19 protein-coding genes are annotated in these 19280 nt (G+C 63.5%); 8 read left to right on the top strand and 11 right to left on the bottom strand.

Features of this window, described 5'->3' with window-relative positions; all coding sequences use genetic code 11:
* Positions 1-51 precede the first annotated feature (51 nt).
* The gene (locus RBB46_RS02845; RefSeq protein ID WP_306027328.1) at positions 52-249 is read right to left on the bottom strand and encodes a CsbD family protein; all 198 of its coding nucleotides are present in this window, start codon (positions 247-249) and stop codon (positions 52-54) included.
* A gap of 380 nt (positions 250-629) precedes the next feature.
* Between RBB46_RS02845 and RBB46_RS02840 the strand changes: the two genes are divergently transcribed.
* Positions 630-1691 carry an AI-2E family transporter gene (locus tag RBB46_RS02840; protein WP_306027327.1) on the top strand — a complete coding sequence of 354 codons (1062 nt, stop codon included), beginning with the start codon at positions 630-632 and terminating at the stop codon, positions 1689-1691.
* Positions 1692-1724: 33 nt separating this feature from the next.
* On the opposite strand, the gene RBB46_RS02835 is transcribed toward RBB46_RS02840, so the two are convergent.
* Positions 1725-2681: a LysR family transcriptional regulator gene (locus tag RBB46_RS02835; RefSeq protein ID WP_306027326.1), complete on the bottom strand. Its 957-nt coding sequence runs from the start codon at positions 2679-2681 to the stop codon at positions 1725-1727.
* A gap of 166 nt (positions 2682-2847) precedes the next feature.
* On the opposite strand from RBB46_RS02835, the gene RBB46_RS02830 reads away from it, so the two are divergent.
* From RBB46_RS02830 to RBB46_RS02810, 5 genes are all read left to right on the top strand, one after another.
* Positions 2848-3399, top strand: coding sequence for a hypothetical protein (locus RBB46_RS02830; RefSeq protein WP_306027325.1), 552 nt, complete (start codon positions 2848-2850; stop codon positions 3397-3399).
* Complete coding sequence (locus RBB46_RS02825) at positions 3399-4193, top strand: alpha/beta fold hydrolase (protein ID WP_306027324.1); 795 nt, start codon at positions 3399-3401, stop codon at positions 4191-4193. Before RBB46_RS02830 ends, RBB46_RS02825 begins: the two co-directional genes overlap by 1 nt.
* Before the next feature lie 26 nt (positions 4194-4219).
* The gene (dctP, locus tag RBB46_RS02820; protein WP_306027323.1) at positions 4220-5284 is read left to right on the top strand and encodes a TRAP transporter substrate-binding protein DctP; all 1065 of its coding nucleotides are present in this window, start codon (positions 4220-4222) and stop codon (positions 5282-5284) included.
* Between the two features lie 70 nt (positions 5285-5354).
* A complete protein-coding gene (locus RBB46_RS02815) occupies positions 5355-5837 on the top strand; it encodes a TRAP transporter small permease (protein WP_306027322.1) in 483 nt (160 codons plus the stop codon).
* Positions 5834-7138, top strand: coding sequence for a TRAP transporter large permease (locus RBB46_RS02810; RefSeq protein ID WP_306027321.1), 1305 nt, complete (start codon positions 5834-5836; stop codon positions 7136-7138). Before RBB46_RS02815 ends, RBB46_RS02810 begins: the two co-directional genes overlap by 4 nt.
* A gap of 43 nt (positions 7139-7181) precedes the next feature.
* Here the strand turns inward: RBB46_RS02810 and RBB46_RS02805 are convergent, their stop codons facing one another.
* The 7 genes from RBB46_RS02805 to RBB46_RS02775 all read right to left on the bottom strand — a co-directional run bounded on the left by RBB46_RS02805 (position 7182) and on the right by RBB46_RS02775 (position 14491).
* Complete coding sequence (locus RBB46_RS02805; protein WP_306027320.1) at positions 7182-7994, bottom strand: ABC transporter ATP-binding protein; 813 nt, start codon at positions 7992-7994, stop codon at positions 7182-7184.
* Positions 7991-8959 carry an iron chelate uptake ABC transporter family permease subunit gene (locus RBB46_RS02800; RefSeq protein WP_306027319.1) on the bottom strand — a complete coding sequence of 323 codons (969 nt, stop codon included), beginning with the start codon at positions 8957-8959 and terminating at the stop codon, positions 7991-7993. Before RBB46_RS02800 ends, RBB46_RS02805 begins: the two co-directional genes overlap by 4 nt.
* A 22-nt stretch (positions 8960-8981) precedes the next feature.
* Positions 8982-9944, bottom strand: a complete 963-nt coding sequence (locus tag RBB46_RS02795) for an ABC transporter permease (protein ID WP_306027357.1) — start codon at positions 9942-9944, stop codon at positions 8982-8984.
* 53 nt (positions 9945-9997) lie between these two features.
* A complete protein-coding gene (locus tag RBB46_RS02790) occupies positions 9998-10903 on the bottom strand; it encodes a siderophore ABC transporter substrate-binding protein (protein ID WP_306027356.1) in 906 nt (301 codons plus the stop codon).
* 53 nt (positions 10904-10956) lie between these two features.
* Positions 10957-11934 carry an alpha/beta hydrolase gene (locus RBB46_RS02785; RefSeq protein WP_306027318.1) on the bottom strand — a complete coding sequence of 326 codons (978 nt, stop codon included), beginning with the start codon at positions 11932-11934 and terminating at the stop codon, positions 10957-10959.
* Positions 11931-12224, bottom strand: coding sequence for a DUF2218 domain-containing protein (locus RBB46_RS02780; protein WP_306027317.1), 294 nt, complete (start codon positions 12222-12224; stop codon positions 11931-11933). The genes RBB46_RS02785 and RBB46_RS02780 overlap by 4 nt, the downstream gene beginning before the upstream one ends.
* 86 nt (positions 12225-12310) lie before the next feature.
* Positions 12311-14491: a TonB-dependent siderophore receptor gene (locus tag RBB46_RS02775; protein WP_306027316.1), complete on the bottom strand. Its 2181-nt coding sequence runs from the start codon at positions 14489-14491 to the stop codon at positions 12311-12313.
* 304 nt (positions 14492-14795) lie between these two features.
* On the opposite strand from RBB46_RS02775, the gene RBB46_RS02770 reads away from it, so the two are divergent.
* Both RBB46_RS02770 and RBB46_RS02765 read left to right on the top strand, forming a co-directional pair.
* Complete coding sequence (locus tag RBB46_RS02770; RefSeq protein WP_306027315.1) at positions 14796-15659, top strand: AraC family transcriptional regulator; 864 nt, start codon at positions 14796-14798, stop codon at positions 15657-15659.
* A 560-nt stretch (positions 15660-16219) separates the two neighbouring features.
* Positions 16220-17914: a methyltransferase domain-containing protein gene (locus RBB46_RS02765; protein ID WP_306027314.1), complete on the top strand. Its 1695-nt coding sequence runs from the start codon at positions 16220-16222 to the stop codon at positions 17912-17914.
* Positions 17915-17983: 69 nt separating this feature from the next.
* Here RBB46_RS02765 and RBB46_RS02760 read toward each other — a convergent pair whose 3' ends face one another.
* The gene (locus RBB46_RS02760; protein ID WP_306027313.1) at positions 17984-18808 is read right to left on the bottom strand and encodes an IclR family transcriptional regulator; all 825 of its coding nucleotides are present in this window, start codon (positions 18806-18808) and stop codon (positions 17984-17986) included.
* Positions 18798-19244: a thioesterase family protein gene (locus tag RBB46_RS02755; RefSeq protein WP_306027312.1), complete on the bottom strand. Its 447-nt coding sequence runs from the start codon at positions 19242-19244 to the stop codon at positions 18798-18800. The genes RBB46_RS02760 and RBB46_RS02755 overlap by 11 nt, the downstream gene beginning before the upstream one ends.
* Between the last annotated feature and the right edge of the window lie 36 nt (positions 19245-19280).

Raw genomic sequence — 19280 nt, 5'->3', positions numbered from 1 at the left:
CTCCGGCCCGGTCTTTTGCGTGCAAATCATTCCAATCGGATCGCTGCCACGTCAATTGCGTGTCAGCCAGTCGTCAATCTCCCGCTCGGCAGTTTCCTGGGCCCGGCCGTAGCGCTCCTGAATCTTCCCGGCGAGCTGTTTGCGGTCCCCCCGGATCACGTCGAGATCGTCGCCGGTGAGGCGACCCCACTCGGTCTGGACCTTGCCCTTGAATTGTTCCCAGCTTCCTTCAACCTGGTTCCAGTTCATGAAAATCTCCTTCGTTCTGGCAGAGCCATCCTTTGCGGCTCCATAAAGGCAACGCATTGCCGGGCGAGAAGTTCCCGGAGTTGTCCGGAGCCGATCACGTGCGCTTCGAACGCCTCGTCGACGGTGCAGTCGATCGCGGCGTCGGCCGGACGCGGGTGTTCTCCGCGCATGCCTTCCGGCGAGCTCGGAGGCATGCTTGAGTGGATAGTCCCGCTAGAAGGCATGCGCTTCACCATGATCACTCCTGCCAGGCAGTCCTGACCTCGCGATCACATGACCGCCACGGCGCGGGGGAACTTTCGCGTTCCAACTGCGTTCTGTCCTGACGAGCACCGGCAAGTGGCCGGAGCTCATCCATCCTTCAGGAGACATGGATCCCCTTGCAAACCGTCGATTTCGAAGCCCTCCTCGCCAACACATCGCGACTTGCGATTATCGCGATAGGCATCGTCACGGTGATCGCGGCGCTTGAATACGCGCAGATGATCCTGGCGCCGATCTTCCTGGCCATTGTCATCGGCCTGATGTTCGGCCCCTTGTCCGACCGGATCGAGCAGATGGGCATCCCGGGCTGGATTTCGGCGCTTGGCGTGGTGGCAACCTTCCTCACGCTCATCGCCGTGGCCGGAACCGCCTTCGCGGTTCCCCTGTCCGGCTGGATGGACAGGCTGCCCTCCATCTGGGACCGCCTGCAATCGGAGCTGACAAGCTGGAAGGGCGTGGTTGCATCCATCGGCGGCATCCAGGAAAACCTGCGAACGGCGATGGGTCAGGGAGCAAGCATGAAGGTCGACGTGGAGGACACGTCCGCGGTCGAGAGTGTCGTCTTCTTCGCACCCGCCTTCATGGCGCAGATCATCCTGTTCCTGGCCAGCATGTATTTCTTCATCGCGACGCGTAACGACATTCGCGAGGCAGCGCTTTCGCTTTGTGTGAACCCCAGGCTGCGCCACAGCGCCCGGCGCATCTTCGTAGACGTCGAAGCGCGCGTATCACGCTATCTTCTGTCGATCACCGCAGTGAACATTGTCCTGGGTCTCGCGGTGTCGGCCACACTGTTCGCGCTGGGTGTTCCCTCGCCATTGCTGTGGGGCATGTTGGCGGGTGCGCTCAACTATGTGATCTATATAGGCCCTGCGGTGATGGCACTGATCCTGACGGGTGTCGGGCTTGCAACGTCCGACAGCACGCTGGGCATCCTGCTGCCCCCGGCGGCCTATCTCGGCCTCAACCTGCTCGAAGCCCAGTTCCTGACGCCAACCGTGCTGGGCCGCACCATGACGCTGAATCCCTTTGTCGTGCTTCTGTCGATCGCAACATGGATATGGCTCTGGGGACCGGTCGGCGGCTTCATCGCCGTTCCCTCGCTGCTGATCTTCGACGTCGTCCTGAGAAACATCATGCCGAAGCTGCCTGAAGACACCTTGCAGCTTCGCGTGTGAGCGTAGCTCGACGACAAGGGTTGCCTGCCTGCGTCAGTCCTGCCCTGCGGACTGCGATGCCATATCGTCCGCATCAGGGGACTGGCGGCGACAGACCTCCAGCACCTGTTCACGCAGCCAGACATGCGCCGGCGACAGGTGCGTGCTCTTGTGCCACATCATCTGGATGTCGAGCGGAGGCAGGTCGATGGGCGGCGAGAAAGTGATCAGGTCGAAACGCGCGGTGAACAGTTTTGCAAGCCGTTCCGGCATCGTCGCGACGAGATCCGAGCGCTCGAGCAGAAACGGCACGCCGACGAAATCGGGTTTCGAGATGGCCACGCGGCGGATCAGATTCATCTTTGCAAGCGCCTCGTCGAGCACGGCCCGATACATGGTCGCCTCAGCCGGCTCGATCGCGACATGGTCGAGGTCGCAGAAGCCGGCAAGCGTCAACGGGCCGGCGATGGCCGGGTTGCCTCTGCGCGCAAGGCAGACCATCCGGTCGGAAAAAACCCGTCTGGAGATGAGGTCGCCCGGAGCATCGGGAAAATAGGACACCGTCAGATCGACGCTGCCTTCGCCGAAAACGCGGGCCAGTCGGAACGGATCCGGCCCGACGACACGCAACTTCACATGCGGCGCAAGCTCGCGAAATCTTTGTTGCAGCGACGGAATGAGAATCGCGTCGATATAGTCGGTCAGGATCAGCGTGAAGGTTCGCCGCGAATGGCGCGGATCGAACCCGCCACTGTCATCCACGAGCCCCTCCATTTCGCGAATGAGGATCTGGACACGCTCACGCAAGCCCCGCGCCAAGTCGGTCAGCACATGCTTGTTGCCCTGCCGTATCAGCAACGGATCGTCGAACACGTCGCGCAACCGCTTCAAGGTCATGCTCATGGCCGGTTGGCTCATTCCCAGCCGCGCCGCGGCCTGGCTGACATGCCGCTCGCGCAGGAGCGCTTCCAAGGCTCGCAGGTCCTTCAGGCTGTAGTCGACGCCAACCATTTCATACTCTTCAATTATTCGATTTTCGAATAGAAGCTATCAAAGCCAGCCAGTTGCCGCAAACATTCCTCGTCCTCCATTGTCCTTCCTGATAGCTCTCCGCATTTCTCCGGAGGGCTTGGCCGGTTGAATGCCGGATATGAAGGAACCGTACAAGGAGAGCAGAATGGCTCTGAAGACCATCCGGGTGAGCCGGGAAGAAATGCGCAAGCGCGTTGCGCTGTTTTCGGAACTGAAGGGGTTCGACGGCGGCCTGCCGGACAGCGATCATCCCGACTGCAAGCGTACGCTTTACAATGTCGTCGGCTTCCAACCGCCCGAGGGCGCGGACGTCGCAACGACATCGCCCGTGGGTGCGCAGGCAGCCGAGAATGCCTCGATCAAGATCTCCGAGGGATTCAATCTGGGTTATTGCCATGCCAAGCCGGGCAAGGGCCCGATGATGCACAATCACGACACCAACGAGACTTTCATTCCGATGACGGGCCGTTGGCGGTGTTCATGGGAGATCGACGGCCAGGTCGAGGCATTCGAGCTCGGGCCGCATGACGTGATCTCGTTCCCCCCCGGCGTGCAGCGCCGCTTCCAGAACATCACGTTCGACGAGCCGGACAAGGAACACCTCCTGATGTTCGTGATCAGCGGCAACCAGCCGAAGGCGGAGTTCTCACCAGGCTCCATGGACGAGTTGCGCGACCGCGGTCTTCTGAACACCTGATGGCCAGCGAAGCGATGTCGACGCACGAAGAGCAACTGGCCGCACTCGACGCGGCTTTCCCCAGGATGCAATTGCCGGAAAGCCCGCTGTCATTTCGTCGCGGGTCATCGGCGAGCGGGCGCGCCGTGCTGCTCCTGCCGGGTGCAAGCGGGACCTCGGAGTTCTTCTGCCTTGTCGCACCGCTTCTGCGCGACGGCGGCTGCGATCCGGTTCTCGTCGACTATCCCGGAACGCTCGAACCTCGCGCCCTGGCGCGGGAAACGGGAAAGCTGGCCGTCCGGCTCGGTCTTGCCTCGCCACTCGCCGTGGGATGTTCCTACAGCGCCTGGTGGCTGCAATATGTGGCGACGGCGGATCCTTTCGCCGCCCTGATCCTGTGCAACGGCTTCGTCGAAGCGGAGGACCTGAAAGGAAATCCGCTGTTCGACCACGCCGCGATCGCGGCCACGCCGGCGGCGGAGTTGCGCGAGCAATGGCGCGACCGCGCCGCCGGCGGACCGTCGACACCGCTTTCCGCCTTTCTGCTCAAGGCCATGACGGGATGGCTTGCGGCGGAGGACCTGAAAGGACGCCTGCTGCAGGTCACCACCTCGCGACCGGTTCCCGGTCCGGAGCGTTTTGCCGGGCCGGTCACGGTCATCGACTGTCCCGACGACCCGATCGTCACGGCTCCGGCACGGGCACGGTTCCGGAGAACATGGAAAGAGGCCGGTCACCGACAGGTGCCCGGCGGCCACTACCCTTATGTCAACGCACCGGAAGACTTCGCACGCGCCGTGCTGGCGTCTGTCTGACGGAAACAATCACCTGGGAGGGAAACATGAAACTGGGCACGTGGATCACGGGGTTTTGCGGCGTGGCGCTTCTGGCGGCCACCGCGATGGAGGCACAGGCGGACACGTTCCTGCTGCGCATGGGCGGAGGTCATACGACCGGCCTCACCTATGTGGCGACCTATGACACCTTCTTCGCCGACGAGGTGACGAAGCGGGTGAAGGAGAAGGCCGGACACGACATCCGCTTCATCAAGGCCTGGGGAGGCAGCGTCGCCAAGGTCGACGGCGCCATCGAGGCGGTTCAGCGCGGCACGCTCGATATCGGGCTTTCGCCGATCGGCTTCGAGCAATCGCGGGCGGCACTCCTCAACTACAGCGCCATGGTGCCGTTCACCACCGCCGACCCGGTGCTCCAGGGCCGGGTCGCGACCCGCATGCTCGACGAGGTGCCGAGCCTCCAGAAGAGCATGAAGCCCTACAACGCCCATATCCTGTCGATGATGGTCACCGAGGCCTATGGCCTTGCCACGAATTTCGACTGGACGTCCATCGACGAGCTCAAGGGCCGGCGCATCGCCATGGCGGGAACCAACGCACCGCTTTTCGTTCCCATCGAGGCCGTTCCGGTGAACCTTGGCATCGGCGAGCACTACCAGGCCATGCAGACGGGCCTGGCGGAAGGCAGCCTCTTCTTCATCTCTGGCATGGAGGCCTTCCGGCTCAAGGAGGTTGCCTCGACCTTCACCCGCACGGGCTTCGGGTCGCTCTCCACCTTCGTCGCCTTCATGAACGAGGACACGCGCGCGCGCCTGCCCGAAGAGGTGGTGAAGATCATCGACGAGGTGGCCGCCGAAGCCGCGATCATGGTGGCCGCGCGCAGCGCCGAACGGGACAAGGCGGTGGCCGAGCGGCTTGAGGCCGAAGGCATCACCGTGCGCGACCTTTCCGACGAGGAGCGAGCCCGCTGGGCCAAGGCCGTTGCCGGCATCCCGGCGAACTCGGTCGCCGGCCTCGCCGACAGGGAATACCCGACCGCCGATGTCCTGAAAGCCTATATCCGAATTCTTGCGGAAGAAGGCTACAGTTTCCCCACGGACTACACCTTCTGAGCCGAGGGAACCGGCCGGGTCCCTGCCCGGCCGGAAATCCGTTCGAGCCATTCGTCCAACGGGGAAAAACATGGAACGCTTCATCCACCGGGCGGCGGGCCTGCTGGCAGATGCCGGCAGCCTCGTCGTCTATCTTTGCGCGGCGCTGATCGTCTACGACGTGGTGGCAAGGCTTGCCTTCGGCCAGCCTTTCGCCGGAACCGCCGACCTCGTGGCCATCGCCCTTGTGCTTGTCACGTTCCTGCAGGCCATGAAAGCCCTGCTGCGGGACCGGCTTCTGCAGATGACGCTGCTTCTGGACAAGCTTCCGGGCCGGCTGCTCGCCATCGCGATGGCCGCGGCGAACGTGATCGGCGCCGCACTGTTCCTGTGCCTCGCAGCCTTTGCCGTGGAACCGATACTGCAGGCCTACCGCACCCATGAATTCTTCGGCACCGACGCCTTTCGCGTCACTGCCTGGCCGGTTCGCCTTGCGGTCGCCGTTCTGTGGTGCCTGCTCGCCATCGCCTTCCTGACGAAGGCGCGCGTGTCCCTGCAAAGGACTTCCCTATGATCGAACAAACTGCGGTGATCGCGCTTGGCCTCATCTTCGTGCTCTCGCTGGCGGGCGTCCATATCGCGCTCTCCTTCCTGATCGGCTCCACCGTCGGCCTCTATCTGCTGTTCCAGGACTGGTGGATGACACTGGGTCTGCTGCAGCAGACCGCCTTCGACGGCATCCGCGACTACAACCTGATGGTGATCCCGCTGTTTGCGGTGATGGGCCTTTTGATCGCCCGCTCGGGTGCGGCGACCGATCTGTTCACGGCCGCCAACCGCACCTTCAGCCGTGTTCCGGCCCGGCTCGCAGTGGCAACCGTGGCCGGCAACGCGCTCTTCGCGGCCGTCACCGGCGTCGGCGTAGCCGCGGCCGCCACGTTCAGCCACATCGCCTATCCCTCGATGCAGGCGGCAGGCTACAAACGCAGCTTCGCCGCCGGCTGCATCGCCGGCTCGTCGGTGCTCGGCCTGCTGATCCCGCCTTCAGTGTTCATGATCGTCTGGGCAATCCTGACGGAACAGTCGATCGGCAGGCTTTTCGCCGCCGGTGTCCTGCCTGGCATCGCCCTTGCCGTTCTCTTCGGCCTTTACTGTGTCGTGCGCGCGATCCGCAATCCGGAGATGGTCAGATCGGAGACGGCGGTGGCTGACGCCACGGCGACGCGGCCCGACCCGGTCGGCATCGGCGGCGTGCTGCTGATCATTCTGGTGACGCTCGGCGGCATCTGGGGCGGGTTCTTCACACCGACGGAAGGCAGCGCGGTCGGTCTTGCCGGCGCCTTGCTGCTGGCCCTGGCAAAGGGAATGAGCCGCACCGCCATCGTCGAGGCGACCCGCGAGGCAGGCATGGTCGTCACCCCGATCATGCTCCTGCTGCTGGGCGCGGCGATGTATTCCAAGCTGCTGGCGCTTGCCGGCATCCCGCAGCTCGTCGGCATGCTGTTCGAGACGATGGAGCTTGGTCCGACAGGGACAATCCTCGTCATGGCGGCGATCTGGCTGGTGCTCGGCTGTTTCGTCGACAGCATCTCGATCATGCTGCTGACGGTGCCGCTGTTCTGGCCAATCGCACAGGCCATGGGCATCGACCCGATGGTGTTTGCGATCGTCGGCATCCTGGTCATCGAGGCGGGCGTCCTGACACCTCCCTTCGGGATCGGCGCGTTTGTCGTCCTGGCCGCGATACCGGACAAGGAGCTGCGGCTTTCCGAAGTCTTTCGCGGGCTTGCGCCCTACTGGACCATGATCCTCGCCATCGCCGTGCTGGTCTATGTGTTTCCGGCGCTTGCGACCCTGGTACCCTCACTGCTCTAGAGGCGCGCGGCCGGACGTGAACGGGTCTGCGCCGGGTCGCGGATCAATCGCCAGCCACCAGGACCGGATCCTCGCCCGCTCCCCCTTCGGGCCCGCCCGGCAACGCGTAGGTGGTCACGTATTGCCCCTCCAGGCGGTGAACCCTGATCGGGATGTCGTAGATGCTGCTGAGGAAGGCACCGGTCATGACGTCCGCAGTGTCGCCGTGAAAGGCGACCCGGCCATCCTTCATGCCAATGATCCTGTCGGCGAAATTGGCGGCGATGTTGATATCGTGCAGCACGACGACCACCGCCTTGCCGAACGACCGCGAGGCGTTGCGCAGAAGATGCATCATCGAGACGGCATGGCGAATGTCAAGGCTGCTCAGAGGCTCGTCGAAGAGCATGTAGTCGGTGTCCTGCGACAGCACCATCGCCACATAGGCCCGCTGCCTCTGGCCACCGGAAAGCTCGTCGAGAAAGCTGCCTGAGATCGGCTGCAGGTCGAGGAAAGCCAGTGCCTTTTCCACATGCGCCCACTCGCTGGAGGACAGGCGTCCGCGCGAATGGGGGTAGCGGCCGAAGGCGACGAGATCGCGCACCGTCAGCCGTGCGGCGACCCGGTTTTCCTGTTTGAGAACGGAGAGCCGCCTTGCAAGAAGTTCGCCGGATGCGCGCGCGACATCGAGCCCGTCGACCGTGACGGTTCCCCGGTCTGCAGCAAGCAGGCGCGAGGCAAGGCCCAGCAGCGTCGACTTGCCGGCCCCGTTAGGCCCGATGATCCCCGTCAACCCGCCGCGCGGGATGGTCAGGCTGACGCCGTCGACGACGATGCGCCTCCCGTAGGACTTTGTCAGTCCGTCGATCTCGATCAACGCGCCATTCCCCTCAGCAGCATGATGATGAACATCGTCCCGCCGACGAACTCGGTGACGATGCCGACCGCCGAGCCCAGACCGAAAACCTGCTCGAGCACCAACTGGCCGCCGAGCAGGAGCAGGATGCCAACGAGCACCGCCCCGGTCAGTACCTGACCATGCCGAAAGCCGGGTATCAGCAGGTAAGTAACATTGGCAACGAGCAGCCCGAAGAAGCTGATGGGCTCGAACCCGTTGAGCGGGCCGACCAGTGCTGTCGCCACGGACACCTGGAGCGAGACCAGGATGAGGATCAGCGACACCATGCGGCGGTAGTCCAGTCCCAGGTTGATCGCCTGGTCTCGACCAAGGAGCAGGACATCGAGCCTGTCCCGCATTCGCCAGACGAGCAGGCAGACGCCGCCCGTCACGAGCGTCGCCACGAGAAGGAGGTCGGGTGCGACCCCGTTGAAACTGGCGAAGAGCCGGTCTTGCAGGACAACGAACTCGTTGGGGTCGATCACCCGCTGCAGAAGCACCATCAAGCCGCGAAAGAAAAGTCCGAAGACCACACCGACCAGCAACAACAGATGGAGGTTCTGCCGCGCGCCCAGAAACAGCCAACGATAGAGCAGCACGGAAAACAGGAGCATCGCGCCCGCCTCGACGGCGAAGAGCAACCTCGGATCGACGGAAGACAGGCGCGCGGTGCCCAGGACGAACACGAAAACCGTCTGTAGCAATGCATAGAGCGCATCGAAGCCCATGATGGACGGGGTGAGGATGCGGTTGCCGGCGATCGTCTGGAAGACCACGGTCGAGACCGCGATCGCCGTCGCCACAACACAAATCGCCAGCAGCTTGCGGGCGCGAAGCGCCAGCACATAGTCCCAGTTGCCCCGCACATCGAGCGTCATGAAGATAACGGCCACCGCAACGACCGTGCAGGCGAGCACCAGCAGAACCGTTCGCGGCCTCGTCACCGGGCCCGCCCCTGCCACCTCGTCACGCCGCACGGGTCGAGCGCCCCAGCAGCAGATAGAGGAAGACGGCGCTGCCAAGCACCCCGAAGACTGTGCCCGCCGGGATCTCGTAAGGTGCCACGATCAAACGCCCGACCATGTCGCAGACAAGGACGACCGCGGCTCCGGAAATCGCCATCCAGGGCAGCGTTCGACGCAGGTTGTCCCCGGCCGCCAGGCTGACGAGGTTGGGAACCACAAGGCCCAGGAACGGGATCGATCCGACCGTGGTCACGACCAGGGCCGAAACCAGCGATACGATAACGAGGCCGACCGCCATGGTCTTCCCGTAGTCGAGGCCCAGGTTTCGGCTCATGTCGCCGCCCAGCCCGGCGATGGTGAACCGGTCGGCCGCAAGATAGGCCGCGACACTCAGGACCAAGGTGAGCCAGAGCAGTTCATACCGCCCGGAGATCACGACGGAGAAGTCTCCGTTACGCCATGCGCCAAGCGACTGCATCAGCCCGTAGCGATGGGCAATGAAGGCAGTCACCGACCCGACGATCCCGCCGAACATGATGCCTGTGAGCGGAACCAGCAGTGGCGCACCTGGCGGCACCGCCCGCAGCAGGCGCAGGAACACGGCCGTGCCGGCGCAGGCAAAGCCTGCCGCGACCAGTGACTTGATCACCACCGGCGCCCCGGGGAACAGAAGCAGCATCACCAGCATGCCGAAACCGGCCGCCTCGGTGGTACCGGCAGTTGTCGGTTCGACGAAGCGGTTGCGTGTCAGCATCTGCATGATGACGCCGGCAATCGCCAGACAGGAGCCGGACAAAAGCAAGGCCATCGTGCGCGGCAGACGACTGTCCATCAGCGTCGACATCGCGGCCTCGCGCGTTGCAGGGTCGGCAAGACGGGCCGGCGTGAGGTCCGCAACGCCGATGAAAAGGCTCGCAGCCGCCAGGGCCCCCAGCACCAGAAGACCGGCCGTCAGGCCGCCGATTGTCGAGCGAAGTGTTCTTGCTTGCATTTGGGATGCCACGGGCACCTGCTGCCCTATTGGATTGCCTTGGCAATCTCTTCGACCATCGCCTGCATGGCGGTGAGGCCGGTGCCGCTGAGATACCAGTTATCGGGATCCAGATAGACCACTCGGCCGGCTTCCCAGACCCGTGTCTTGCGGACGATGTCGTTGTCGAGAAGAGCCTCGGCCGCCTGCCCTTTCTGTCCGGTGGCGGCATCGCGGTCAATGACAAACAGGTAGTCCGGGTCGGCCTTGAGGATGAACTCAAAGGATATGGCCTGTCCGTGCGTCGCCACCGTCAGGTCCGGAGCGGCCGGCCTGATGCCGAGTTCCGTGTGAATGACACCGAAGCGTGACCCGGGCCCGTAGGCACTCATGCGCCCGCCCGTCGTCATGATGACAAGCGCCGTGCCGACACCGCCGGCCTGCTCCTTCAGCTTTGCAACGGATGCCTCCAGCGCCTCAAGCCGCGAGGCCGCCTCCGGCTCCTTGTCCAGAATACGCGCCATGGACAGGATCTTCGCGGCTGCGTCCTTGAAGTAGTTGCCGGTGTCGACCGTCATATCGATTGTCGGAGCGATCTTCGAGAGTTCGCGGTACTGGGCCGCCGATCGCCCGCCGACAATGACCAGGTCCGGGGCGGCGGCGGCCACGGCTTCGAAATCCGGCTCGAACAGCGAACCGATCTTTGCGTAGCGATCCGCATCGTACTTCCTCAGATAGGCGGGCTTCACGCCCTCCGGCACGCCGGCCGGTTCGACGCCCAGCGCGTCGAGCGTGTCAAGTGCGGCCAGATCGAAGACGAGCAGGGTCTGCGGCAGGCGCGGCACCTCGGTAACACCCTGCGTATGTTCGATGCGCAGTGTTTCGGCATGCGCATGCGGGGCAAGGAGAAGCATCGGCCCCGCAGCCAATGCCAGCACCGGCAACAGAAGCATTTGGGCAAGAGCGATATAGGACATGTCTTCCATCCGTTGGATGTGTGGAACTGCTAACGGCCGGCACATTCAAGCGCGAGTCCGATCGCATCGAGGGCGGCGTCGACCTTGGCTGGCTGATGGGCGCGCGCCTCATATTCACGGTAGGCGAAGGCCACGGCGCGCCCCTTTCCCGCTTCGGCAACCCTTGCAAGGGAGCGGGCGTTGGTGACCATGGCGTTGTTGGCGATCCAGCGGCGGCGCGCCTCGAGCTCTTTCCCCTGAACCGGATCGAAGGGGCCGAGGTCTTCCTCCGCGCTGCCAACCGACACCTGCAGGCGCGGCCTGCGGCCTTCCTTCGGCGACGACGCCAGGAACGCGGCCATGTCAGCAAGCATCCGGCGATCGTCGACCCATAGCGAGGGACTGCTCGCGGCATAGCAGTCGAAAGCAGTCGGATCCGTAACGAGGCGGCGCAACACCATCAGACCGCCAAGCGAATGGCCGAACAGTGTTTGAGCGGCCGTCTCGACGCCCAGCGCTGAACGCACGCGCGGCTTCACCTCGCTTTCCAGCATGTCAAGAAAGGCGTCGCCGCCGCCAAGCTTCGGCCAGGGCTTTCCGTTCGGCCGCTCCGGCATCCGGTGGCTCCCCGTCGCGGAAGCGGCGGGAGGGGTCAGGTCGAAGACCCGGCGGTCGGGGCTCGCCCTGCCCGGCGGGTAGGCGATGGCGGCGACCGCGACCGGAGCGACGCCAACCCTGGTGGCAGCCGGATTGAGCATGCGGGCGATGTCGGTCAGAAGAGCGAAACTGTCCTCGCCGTCGAAGCTGTAGAGCACCGGATACCCGCCCTTCGGAGCCGGCCCGTCCGGACGCCACAGGAGCAGGCGGAACGCCTCTCCCGAGGCCTCGGAGACGAAGGGTATCTCCACTGCCCCCTCGATTGCCACAGGCCGCGAGACCTCTTCCGCCTGCGCACCACGCACGACAGCCGCCGCGAGAAGCGCGACGGCCGCAATCAACCATCCGGACCGGATCACGTTGCGCGTCATGCCTGGACCTTCGGCTCCCAGACGATGTCCGGCTTCTCCCGCCAGGAAAAGCGGGTCAGGTGGTCATGAACGACGAAATGCGTCCGCGCCAGCGTCTCCTGTGTTTCGGACACGCACTCGATTCTCAGAGCACCATCGTCCGCCCACATGCGGCAGTCGCCGAAGGGAAAGTCGACCTTGCCCGTCTGTGCGTCAAAGCTGACCTCGACCTTGTGGGCAAAGTGCTTGCACAGTTGCTGCAGGTAGCGCGAAGCATTGGCGGTCGCGACCGTTGTCTGGATGCCCGGCATGAATGAACCTGTCCGCTCTCGAGTTGTACCCGAATGGGGCGGATCATCCGCCCCGTTGCTGTGGTGTATCCGCGGCGCGGACGAGATCAGAACTTTGCCGACAGACGGAAGGTCGCGCTGCGCGGCTCGCCATAGAAGTTGAACACCGAGGTGCCGCCGACCCGCGAGTAGTACTTCTGGTCGAAGACATTGTTGACGTTCAGCGTGGCGGTGAAGTTGTCGTTGATCTTGTAGCCGGCCATCAGGTCGGCGGTGACGTAGCCCGGCGCCTTGATGGTGACGCCCTGCGACACGCTGGAGAACGAGCTGAAGGCAGTGACGCCGCCGCCAACGAAAACGCCCTCGAACGCACCCGCGGTCTCGTCGAATGTGTATTTGGTCCAGAACTGGAACATGTGCTGCGGCGTGTACGTGCTGAAGGTCTGCCCGGCCTGCGCAGAGTTCAGGAAACGACTGTCGGTATAGGTGTAGCCGCCGGCAACCTCCCAGCCCGGCAGCGGCGAGCCGGAGGCTTCCAGCTCGATGCCCTGCACCTCGACCTCGCCCTGCGCGACCGACGCGCCGGGAACCAGCGGATCGGCGATCGCCCGGTTGGTGTCGCGCAGGTTGAAATAGGCAAGCGAAGCGTTGACGCCGCTGTCGAAGAGCTCGGCCTTGAGGCCGACCTCGTACTGCCGGCCCTCGCGCGGGTCGAGGATGTTGCCGGCCGCGTCCGTTGCCGTCTGCGGCTGGAAGATCTCGGTGTAGCTCGAATAGGCCGAGAGCCAGTCGGTCACGTCGAAGACGACGCCGGCATAGGGCGTCACCTTGGCGTTGACCTGCTGCTTGCTGGTGATCGCACCGCTGACCAGGTTGGTCGTCGTGGCGTTGTACCAGCTGAGGCGGCCGCCGCCGATCAGGGTGAGCCGGTCGATCGGCTTGACGCGGAGCTGGCCGTAGATGCCGAAACGGTCGGTCTTCGTGCCCTGCTGAACCGTGTAGTTCACCGTCGGCTCGGGCAGCGCCGAGTTCCAGCCGTAGATGTTCTGGTTGCCGGCGATCACACCGGCGCCCTGCAGCATGGTGATGTCCTGGTTCTGGTAGTCAGCACCCAGGATGATGTTGTGCTCCTGGCCGAACAGCTCGAACGGTTTGCTGACATGCGCATCGATGGCGAGCGAACCCGCCTCGTAGTCGCGCGCCAGCCAGCGCGTGTCGGACGTGTCGCCGCCGCCGGAGATGATGTCGCCGTTCGGCGCAGCGTAGCCGTTCGCCCAAGCATAGAGGAAGTCGGCATCCGTGGCCTGATAGCGTGCGGAGAGCTTGGCGTGGCCACCGTCGTCGAACTTGTGTTCCAGTTCACCGATATAGTCGGTGACGCTGTTGTCGAAGCGGTTCCAGTCGGCGCCGGTGAAGGTGGAGCGCGGAAGATCGATCAGCGTGCCGTCCTGGAAGGTCGGAAGGCCGTTGAACGGCGTGATGTCGCGCACCTGGTGACTGACCGAGAAAGTCGCCGTGGTGCTGTCGCCAATATCGGCCTGGATGGTGCCATAGGCGACGCCGACACCGTTCTCGACACTGTCGACGAAGCCGTTCTCATGCTGCAAGACACCAACGAAACGACCGCGCACGGAGCCGGATTCGTTCAACCGGCCGGTGACGTCCACCTCGCCGCGCTTGTGCTCCCAGGAACCGAACGCTCCCTCGAAGCGGGCCTCGAACTCGCTCTTGGCCTGCTTCAGCCGCATGTTGATGGCACCGGCCGGCTCGCCGGCGCCGCCGAACAGGCCGGCCGGGCCGCGCAGGATCTCAACATGGTCGATGATCGCCATGTCGGGCTGTGTGCCGTAGACGCTGGAAAGCGGCGCCGGCAACCCGTTGAAATAGAGGTTGTCGAACTCGAAACCGCGCGAGAACAGACTGGACCGACCATTGTCGTTGTTCAGCACGACGATGCCGGGGGTCTCGCGCAGGGCCGTGTCGAGCGAGGTGTAGCCGCCGTCCTCGAGCCGCTCGCGCGTCAGCACCGTCGTCGACTGCGGGATCTCCCGGACGGAAAGCACATCCTTCTCGCCGACGCTGATCAGATTGGTCGTGTAGCTGTCGCTATCGTCGGTCTCGTAGCTCGCGCCCTCGATGACGATCCTGTCCAGAACCGTCGGTTCCGCGCCCTGCGCGAACGCCGCACTCTCAAGCACGAGGCTGACGGCCGTCGTTGCGAGCAGCATACCGCTCATCCGAATGGCGAAACCGCCAGCGACCATCCCGTGGCCCATCTTCGTAGCCATGCTCACCCCCATACACCGCCCGGGCGCATTTGCCGAGCGCAAACTTGATAAAAACACTCATGTTTGTTAGAGGAAGGCCTCGACGAATGCCACCGCCCTACCTTTGCGCAAACGTCAAAGATGTTTGCGCGTCTCGCGGTGCGCGCATGAAAGGCGGCCAGAGATGGCAACCGGTTGTAATATCAGAGACAACGACGTTCTCGCGACAGATCTGGATGACTGTGCCGCCGTGACCGGACCGGGATTCCGTCTGCTTCGGCCACTGACCTCCTCCAGCGGCGCGGTGTTGCACGGTGATCACCGCATGACCCGGCTGCGACGGGGTCTGAATGTTCACACCTCCGACACCGTGACGCTGCAGGATCTGGTGACAGCAATCGAGCAACCGCCCGGTCTGACGATCATGATCTTCCTCAGTGGCGGCGTGGATGCCACGATCGGCGGCGTCCCCCTCGACGTTGGCCGGCGCGGCGATGAACCCGTGCGCGGCGTAATGATTTCGCGGGCCCGGCCGGATCGCTTTGTCCGCCACGCCCACAAGGGCGATCACATGCGCAAGGTGATCGTCACCATGTCTCCGGAATGGATCGCCGAAAGCGGCTTCGAGGGCATTGCCGGGCATGAAATCGTCCAGGCATTCTGCAAGACGCATCTGGCTCGCTTCGATTGGGCTGCCAGCCCGGCACTGATTGCCATCGCCGAGCAGATGCTGCATCCCCCGCACAACGGAACCTATCCGGAAGGCCTCTATCTGGAGAGCCGGGCGCTGGATCTCGTGGCGGAGGCCTTCACGGCACTGGCAAGCGAGGGGCGGGTCATGACGCGCGGCCAACTCTCCCCCGTCGAGCAGAAGCGCCTGCAGTCGATCAAGGACGTCATGGCAAGGCCGGACGCCGAAGGTCTCCCGCTCGACCAGATCGCCAGGCTTTGCGGTGTCAGCGTCAGCAAGATGCAGCGACTGTTCCGCATCGCGCACGACAGCACCGTCTCCGAATACACCCGTCGAACCCAGCTCGTGCGGGCGCGGCAGTTGCTGGAGCGGGAAGGCATACCGGTTTCCGAAGCGGCTCATGCGGCCGGCTACACAAGCGCGGCCAATTTCGCCACCGCCTTCAAACGCGAGTTCGGACTGTCGCCGCGCGATGCGCGCCGAAGCGCCAGGGCCTGAATTCCACCGAACTGCGCCACCTCCCCGGAGCGCGGCCGAGCGCCGGGATGCGTGTCTTTCTTTCATCTATTCCAGATTAAAAATCTTGTAGATCGTTGTTAAAAGCCGCTCATTAAAATATCCCACAAAGCTGCACGTAATCGCTTGTCATAAATCTTTCATTTCGACGAAACTATAAAAATAACAAGGACGTGTATTTCATACGCTGAGGCCGCCTCGTCAATCTCCGCCCAGGACTTGCATCGTCCCTGACCGTCGTTATAGTGCGGTTCAAATCAGAGTTGCGCAGCTTCATCCACTGGCGCTTGGGCCCGACGAGGGTTCGTGCGCGCAACCTGTCGGCATGCGTGCCGCTCCTGTGACGGAGTGGCATCCAGCAGCGTGTGCCGGCGTCGCGATTGTCCCTGCATCTCACGATGCCGCCCCGGACCGACGGCGCTAGCAGCTATCGAACCGCGCGTGGCGTCCCCTCGTTCACGCGCCCAGGACACGCGCCTTGCGGGCTGCGGCAGCCATGTCGTGCCCACTTGATAAGCCGTGCCCACTTGAAGGAGATCAAGATGAGCTATGTCGCCCGAAAACCCGTCAATTCCGACCTTCAGCCCCGGGAACAGGTCTATGGCGAGAACCCGCTGGAAGACAGGGAGACCGATCTTTATCGCGGCGAGTATGTGATGTCCTTCGTCGAGAAGTGGGACGAGTTGATCGACTGGGACGCACGGGCCCAGAGCGAGGGGCAGTTCTTCATCGACGTGCTGCGCGCCCGGGGCAAGGAAACGGTTCTCGACGTCGCCACCGGCACGGGCTTCCACTCGGTGCGCCTGACCGAAGCCGGTTTCAACGTCACCTCCGCCGACGGGTCGGCGGCGATGCTGGCCAAGGCCTTCAACAACAGCCAGCAACGAGGCCTGATCCTCAAGACCGTTCACGCCGACTGGCGCTGGCTGAACCGCGACATCAACGGCAAGTATGACGCGATCATTTGCCTTGGCAATTCCTTCACGCATCTGCACGACGAAGCCGACCGCCGTCGCGCATTGGCGGAATTCTATGCCGCCCTCAAGCATGACGGCATCCTGATCCTCGACCAGCGCAATTACGACATGATGCTGGACCAGGGCTTTCAGTCCAAGCATAAATATTATTATTGCGGCGACAAGGTTACTGCCGAGCCCGAGCACATCGACGACAGTCTGGCTCGATTCAAATACAGCTTTCCGGATGGCTCCGATTACACGTTGAACATGTTTCCTATTCGCAAGAACTACATGCGAAAATTGCTCTCCGAAGCCGGATTCGCGCGTGTTCGCACCTATGGTGACTTTCAGGAGACCTATGCGGAGAGCGAGCCGGACTTTTTCGTCCATGTCGCCGAGAAATCGACGGTTCATCTGGTTCGCTGGGGAGGCGGCACGCGCGACAACGACGAAACCGACGTTCGCGACGTCGCCGAGGATTACTACGACAGCAATGACGCCGACACGTTCTACAGCACGATCTGGGGCGGCGAGGACCTGCATATCGGCCTCTATGACGAAACGAGCGAAATCCGCGAGGCGAGCAATGCCACGATCGAACGGATGGTCGAGCAATTGCCTGCGCTGAATGCCGACACGCGCCTGCTCGACCTGGGCGCGGGCTATGGCGGCGCGATGCGAAAACTGGTCGAACGAACCGGCTGCTCTGCAACGTGTCTCAATATTTCCGAGACGCAGAACGACACCAACAGGTATCGCAATCGCCGCGCAGGCGTCGCCGACAGGATCAAGGTCGTTCACGGCGTGTTCGAGGACATCCCGGAGGCGGACGCCAGCTACGACGTGCTGTGGAGCCAGGATGCCATCCTTCATTCCGACCAGCGCCAGACCGTGCTGCAGGAGGCCTGGCGCGTTCTCAAGCCCGGAGGCCACTTCATCTTCACCGACCCGATGCAGGCGGACGACGTGCCCGAAGGCGTGTTGCAGCCGGTCTATGACCGCCTCAACCTGACGAGCCTTGGTTCATTCCGCTTCTATCGCGAGGCGGCGCGCTCGCTCGGTTTCGAGATCCTCGCCCAGGAAGATTTGACCGGTCAGTTGCGCACCCATTACGCACGTGTCCGGGAAGAGCTCTTGGCCAATTACGACGCGCTCCGCGCGAACGAGGCTTCGGCGGAGTATCTCGACAAGATGGCCGTGGGACTGGAGAACTGGGTCAAGGCCGCGGATGCCGGGCATCTGGCCTGGGGCATCCAGCTTTTCCGCAAGCCGGAATAAAACCAAGCCTGCCGCGCGGACCGGTTCTTGCCGGAGCCGGCCCGCGCGGGCCTCACCCCATATCGCGAGTCAGCCGTCCTCTTGCGTGCCCGCCAGCGACTGTTTCCTTGCAAACTCCATCAGGCTGGCGACCGCGTCCGATTGTGGACGGGTGACGCCCTGATCGGTTCCGATCAGGGTCACGACCGCCTGTGCCTCGTTCTGCCAGTCGAGGACCGGGGCGGCGATCGCCACCAGACCGGGGATGAACCGTCCGTCGACGGTGGCATATCCGGCATTGCGAATCTCCTCGCGCAAGCTCGCCACCCCCTGCGCCGTTGCCGTGAGGTCCGAAATCAGCTCCGGGTTGCGCCTTGCATGACGCAGTTCGATGTCCAGCATCGGACGGATGACGCCGGGTGGCGCCCAGGCGAGAAACGCGCGGCCGGTTGCCGAATTGAGCAACGGCAAGGTGGTTCCAAGCCCCATTGACGTGATGGTCGGCGACGCGGTCCGTTCCCACCGGATGACGGTAGCCCCCTGATTGCCCCAGACCGACAGCAGTCCGGTCAGGCCCGTGTCGGCACACAGTTCCGGCAATTCCTCGGCAGTCCGGTTGACGAAGTCGTGGCGACCAAGGGCGGCGAGCCCGAGACGGACCGCCCCCGTTCCCAGATCGTACTTCCCCGACCGGCCGGCCTGCTCGACAAGGCCGGCATGGATGAAGGATGCCAGGTAGCGGTGCGCCTTGCTGAGCGGCATGTCGCAGTCGCGTGCAAGCTCCGACAGCGACACCGCCCGACCGTATCCGGACATCACCCGCAGCAATCTAAGAGCCGCGTCCAGCGACTGGATGCCGCCGGAGGGCTCGCCGGCAGGTTCAGTGTCCGGCGCTTCGTTCTTTTTATTTTTCATGACCTTCGAGTATCCGGCGCAAGGGGTCGAGTCTTGCCGCCATCATACCGGCCGCGCCTTGCGCGAACAGTCCCCTTGTTTCGCGGCCCCGCGCCATCAGGCTTTCGCCGGAACGCAGCTCATAGGCCAGGCGCAGCGCCTTTTCCCCCCATTCCTCGACGCTCATTTCGACGATCAGCCTGTCGCCGTTCCGTAGCGGCTTAAGGAACCGCGCCGACACATCCATCAAGCCGATCCCGAGCGCGCCCACCCGTTCGCACAACGCGTCGTGTCCGCCGAAATCCCACAGCCAGTCGTGAAAGGCGCGGTCGAGCCAGCCAAGGATATTGGGGTAGTAGGCAATGCCCGCCGGGTCACAGTCGCCGAAGCTGACACGTAGGGAAAAGCTGTGTTTTTGCTCGCTCATTCTTTCATAATCCAAAATCAGTTGCATCATGTGAAATTATACGTATCTTCCCGCGTCAAGCTTGTC

This window comes from Stappia sp. MMSF_3263, assembly GCF_030733745.1.
In the GTDB taxonomy this organism is placed as follows: domain Bacteria; phylum Pseudomonadota; class Alphaproteobacteria; order Rhizobiales; family Stappiaceae; genus Stappia.
This window is presented reverse-complemented; position numbering and strand designations above follow the sequence as displayed.

Coding starts and splice junctions, on each gene's coding strand:
- RBB46_RS02825 (WP_306027324.1), top strand. CDS start 3,399: ATGGCCAGCGAAGCGATGTCGACGCACGAAGAGCAACTGGCCGCACTC.
- RBB46_RS02810 (WP_306027321.1), top strand. CDS start 5,834: ATGATCGAACAAACTGCGGTGATCGCGCTTGGCCTCATCTTCGTGCTC.
- RBB46_RS02755 (WP_306027312.1), bottom strand. CDS start 19,244: ATGATGCAACTGATTTTGGATTATGAAAGAATGAGCGAGCAAAAACAC.
- RBB46_RS02835 (WP_306027326.1), bottom strand. CDS start 2,681: ATGGTTGGCGTCGACTACAGCCTGAAGGACCTGCGAGCCTTGGAAGCG.
- RBB46_RS02780 (WP_306027317.1), bottom strand. CDS start 12,224: ATGCCGGGCATCCAGACAACGGTCGCGACCGCCAATGCTTCGCGCTAC.
- dctP (WP_306027323.1), top strand. CDS start 4,220: ATGAAACTGGGCACGTGGATCACGGGGTTTTGCGGCGTGGCGCTTCTG.
- RBB46_RS02815 (WP_306027322.1), top strand. CDS start 5,355: ATGGAACGCTTCATCCACCGGGCGGCGGGCCTGCTGGCAGATGCCGGC.
- RBB46_RS02765 (WP_306027314.1), top strand. CDS start 16,220: ATGAGCTATGTCGCCCGAAAACCCGTCAATTCCGACCTTCAGCCCCGG.
- RBB46_RS02785 (WP_306027318.1), bottom strand. CDS start 11,934: ATGACGCGCAACGTGATCCGGTCCGGATGGTTGATTGCGGCCGTCGCG.
- RBB46_RS02770 (WP_306027315.1), top strand. CDS start 14,796: ATGACCCGGCTGCGACGGGGTCTGAATGTTCACACCTCCGACACCGTG.
- RBB46_RS02775 (WP_306027316.1), bottom strand. CDS start 14,491: ATGGCTACGAAGATGGGCCACGGGATGGTCGCTGGCGGTTTCGCCATT.
- RBB46_RS02830 (WP_306027325.1), top strand. CDS start 2,848: ATGGCTCTGAAGACCATCCGGGTGAGCCGGGAAGAAATGCGCAAGCGC.
- RBB46_RS02790 (WP_306027356.1), bottom strand. CDS start 10,903: ATGCTTCTGTTGCCGGTGCTGGCATTGGCTGCGGGGCCGATGCTTCTC.
- RBB46_RS02845 (WP_306027328.1), bottom strand. CDS start 249: ATGAACTGGAACCAGGTTGAAGGAAGCTGGGAACAATTCAAGGGCAAG.
- RBB46_RS02760 (WP_306027313.1), bottom strand. CDS start 18,808: ATGAAAAATAAAAAGAACGAAGCGCCGGACACTGAACCTGCCGGCGAG.